Consider the following 3,845-nt stretch of genomic DNA (forward strand, 5'->3'; position numbering starts at 1 on the left):
CAGTCACCACGGCCCTGCCGACTCGCTTACACTCCGACGAACTCCTAGAAGTCGCAATAAGCCGATCACGGACCGCGTTGCGGAGCGAATGGCATTGCGCTCAGCAAATTATGGATGATCAATTGGCGGCGCTTGCTGCGGACTAGCCGTGGCACGGTCCGTGCCCAAACAATGCCAACGCCGAGCCGGCGTTCAAATTTTCAGCGCGCAATTGGCGGATAAGGACGATTTGGTGGTGGATGCGGACACGTCCCACTGCGAGATGTCGCTCCGCCTGCGCGAGATGCCCGCGCTCCTCGCTGATGGCAGCATGGCCGGCTTCCGACAGGACTGCGATGCTGTAATTATGGTGTGCCTTGAGCGTGGCATGGCCTTGAACAAGCGAACAAGCCAGGGGACGCATTGGCCGAAATGCCATTGATAATGACTTGACACCTGTTGGAAAGGTAGGTGCGTAGCGGTACGGCGCGGAACGACTTCAGGAGCGGGCAACCAAAAGCACGCCGCCCAAGATCAGCAGCATGCCGGCCACTCGCATCGGGCCAATCATTTCACCAAGTAGCCAGGAGGCAGCCACAGCATTGAGCACATAACCCACCGACAACATGGGGTAAGCCACCGACACCTCGATGCGCGACAGACCCACAATCCAAACTGCCACGCCGATCCCATATAACGCGAGGCCCGCGGCTACTTGCCATTGGATCAATACCTGCCATACGGCATTCACGAGCGCCGCACGCTCCACTGGGATAGCTCCCACGGTGCTGACACCGGCCTTCAACAGCAACTGTGCCGCGGCGTTGCACAGAACGCCGGAAAAAAGGAAAGCAAAAGTGGATAGCGCCATCATGCGACGTGTCTCTCAGGATCTATCAAGTACGCCAGCGTCACCTCCCAATCCGATGGCTGAACGAAGAATGATCGGCCGTGGCATTGCCAGACATCTTCGAGCTGGCCTAGGTTCGTCACAAGGACGGGCTATGACGTGCTGAATGTGCGTTCGGAACATCGCTGGACACGTAGCCTTATCGCCAAGGGGTGCTTGCTCCACGCTTTACAGAACCGCCGTTTTTGAGTGCTAGCTGCGCGCGCGACCTGTTGGCTCGGCCATGCAGCTATGACCGACGGTGCAGAGCGCCCAAGGGAACGCCGAACTGCGAGCCGATGCGAAAAATCAAACGGCACAACAAGACCTGACAGGAACATGAGGCCAACATTGCGCGCTAACGACTTCCAACACTTCATTTCAACATCCCACCGCCATTGCTTTAAAGAGGCGATCGTACGGCACATTTTCAGCCGCTGTGTCTCTTATTCTATGCTCATGATTACATTCACGAAAGAAATCGAATTATCGAGCGCGAACGAGTAAAGTTTACTATGCTAACGCCACGTTCATGGGTGCCAGAAGATTCTACCGGCACCCAGAGCAAAGGAATTCGTAATAGGAGGCGAGAAACATGAATGCCCTCCAAGTTGCCGCACCTACCGCAACGCTTTTGATATTGATGTCCGGTTGCATTGCGAGTCCAGTTGCACCCTACGACGATGCTCTCTACCCATATGCTTATTATGGCGCCAGATATCCATATTACTGGAGTCAGCCTTATTATCCTTACCATCCATATAGTGGGGCAAGGCTATATTACCATCGGCATCGTTCCATTGGGGGTCACTTTAGCGATAACCACGACGGGCATTTCGGTCGTCACTACGGCCAATATTTTGGTGGTCACAACGGGCACCCGGCCAGCGCACACAGTGAAGGCGGCCATGGTGCCGGCCATGGTGGAAGTTACGGAGATGGGCATGGCGGTGGGCATGGCGGTGGGCATGGCAGTGGGCATGGGGGTGGCCATGGTGGCGGACATTAGAGGGGGCAGGCGCAATCCCGAACGCTAACAAGCAAAAATTCCTGACCAACTCCCTCAATACAGACTGCCAAGGATGCGTGAGACGCCCGGTGCTGTCAGGGTCCCTGGCTTTAGCGCTTAGCGAACGACTACGATCGCAGTGACAAACCGCCCGCACGGCGGATCCAATTCAGCCAAGATTCCTTTCAATCGACGAGTGCGCGGCGCCAAGTCGTGTCATTAAACTCGACAATAAAAATGGACGGCACTGTTCCTCCAGCAGCATCAATGCAGGCGACCAATGAAATGCACTTGACTCTTGAGATCGCCATTTCTAAAAGGTTAGTAAAAAGAGCCTAACATCACGACCGACTGAAAATAGCATGAAAATTTGCCGGCCGATATTTTTTAAAGCTCGGCAGCTTGCCATGTAGTTTTCTCCAGCGAATGCCATCCTTTCCAAGAAATAGACTTACCATTGAAAGTCCGTATCAATTAGACTGGACTCGAGCCTTGCGCGTGCGTTGGCAAAGTCCCTACGCGATTCCAGCAATTCACGTTGCGTGGCATAGAGTTGCCGACGGGCATCCAGAAGATCAGTCAATGGGATGCCACCCTTTTTGTACGCGAATTCGGCCGCTTGGGCAGCGGAGAGGGCGTCTGGTAGCATCTGCGTCTCGAAGCGCAAGAGTTGCTGGCGTGCGGATTCAAATTGCGCTAGTGCACGGTCGACGTCCGAACGTACGTTAGTGCGCAATTTTTCAAGGTTGATTTTGGCACTCGTTAGGTCCGCCTCGGCGCGTACGATGTCGCCCATATAGTCGTTGTTGATAAAAAGCGGCATCGACAACTGTACGCCCAGCGTGGTACCGCCATTGGCGGGAAGATTGCGTTCAGCAATCACCGCTACATTCACATCACGAATACGCTGCGCCTTGGCCAAGCCGAATGCCGCTTCGAGGCTGTGTACTCGTGCAATCGCTGCGCTTATATCTGGACGTCTGTCCATCAAGGCCTCGATGCGGTCGCTTTTTAACATGCTATCGCCGGGAACGGGCCACGGATCGATGACTCGGATTGAGGAAGCGTCGTGCTCTCGCGCAAGCAACGTGGCAAGCATCACTTGGGCAACGGCAAGATCGGTGTGCGCCTGCAGCAATTCGTTCTCGCTGCGGCCTTCCTCGACGCGAAGGCGTATCAGGTCCACGCGCGCGATGTCGCCAGCCTTGAGTCGAAGCTCGGCGGCCTCGCGGCTTCGCGCAAACGCATTTCTAGTGGCCTGCGCGAGACTCACAAAGTCTTGCGCCTGCTTCAATGCGAAGTAGGCATTGGCCAATGCCAGGCGCAGTTGGCGAAATGTGTCCTCGATATCCAGTTGGGCGGCGTCGGCCGCCAGACTTGCCACCTCGCTGCGCAGCTCGCGCTTGTTGCCGCGCTCAATAAGCTGCGATACGTTGATCAGTACATCCGCGTCGCGGGGTTGGTAACGGCCAATTAAGCCGGGCCCGGCACCCACCGTTAGCGTTGGATTCGGCCGCTTTCCTGCATTGACCAGAACACCTTTTGCGGCAGTTAGTGCGGCTCGCGCTATTTGCACGTCCCGGTTTTGCGCCAAGCCGGCATCCATGGCGCTGCGCAGCGTTAAGGCGCCAAGGGAAGCGTCGATCGGTTCGGCTTCGATGACGGGCTTCGCTAACGGAGACGCCAGGTGGTGGATGGCAGGTGCGCCATTGAAGGGAGCGACGCCGGTCGCAGGTTGCCCGAGAGCAGGAATTGCCGCGCCACATGACGCTATCACGGCGAGTAGTCTTATTGCGCGATCGATCATGGCCTGACCTGTGGACTAGGACTTTTGCGCAACCATCTCGGCAAGGCAGCGCCTGTTCGCAAACGTGGTACGCCAATGCCTTTCACAGCCAAATGCTGTATAGCTGGGTGGCTCGTTGCATTGTCCCAGCCTAGGAGCCCGTCGGGCTTTCCGGCCTTCCA

3 protein-coding genes are annotated in these 3,845 nt (G+C 56.4%); 1 reads left to right on the forward strand and 2 read right to left on the reverse strand.

What is annotated here, in order from left to right:
* Positions 1–478: 478 nt before the first annotated feature.
* Positions 479–850, reverse strand: a complete 372-nt coding sequence (locus CF70_RS20045; protein ID WP_035868469.1) for an EamA family transporter — start codon at positions 848–850, stop codon at positions 479–481.
* A gap of 701 nt (positions 851–1,551) precedes the next feature.
* On the opposite strand from CF70_RS20045, the gene CF70_RS38690 reads away from it, so the two are divergent.
* Complete coding sequence (locus tag CF70_RS38690; RefSeq protein WP_035868464.1) at positions 1,552–1,905, forward strand: hypothetical protein; 354 nt, start codon at positions 1,552–1,554, stop codon at positions 1,903–1,905.
* 423 nt (positions 1,906–2,328) lie between these two features.
* Here the strand turns inward: CF70_RS38690 and CF70_RS20055 are convergent, their stop codons facing one another.
* Positions 2,329–3,684, reverse strand: coding sequence for a TolC family protein (locus CF70_RS20055; protein WP_081862255.1), 1,356 nt, complete (start codon positions 3,682–3,684; stop codon positions 2,329–2,331).
* Between the last annotated feature and the right edge of the window lie 161 nt (positions 3,685–3,845).

The organism is Cupriavidus sp. SK-3, assembly GCF_000611145.1.
Classification (GTDB): Bacteria; Pseudomonadota; Gammaproteobacteria; order Burkholderiales; family Burkholderiaceae; genus Cupriavidus.

What these genes read in the sequence shown, in the direction of transcription:
- CF70_RS38690 (WP_035868464.1), top strand. Translation starts at nt 1,552, where the DNA reads ATGCTCTCTACCCATATGCTTATTATGGCGCCAGATATCCATATTACT.
- CF70_RS20045 (WP_035868469.1), bottom strand. Translation starts at nt 850, where the DNA reads ATGGCGCTATCCACTTTTGCTTTCCTTTTTTCCGGCGTTCTGTGCAAC.
- CF70_RS20055 (WP_081862255.1), bottom strand. Translation starts at nt 3,684, where the DNA reads ATGATCGATCGCGCAATAAGACTACTCGCCGTGATAGCGTCATGTGGC.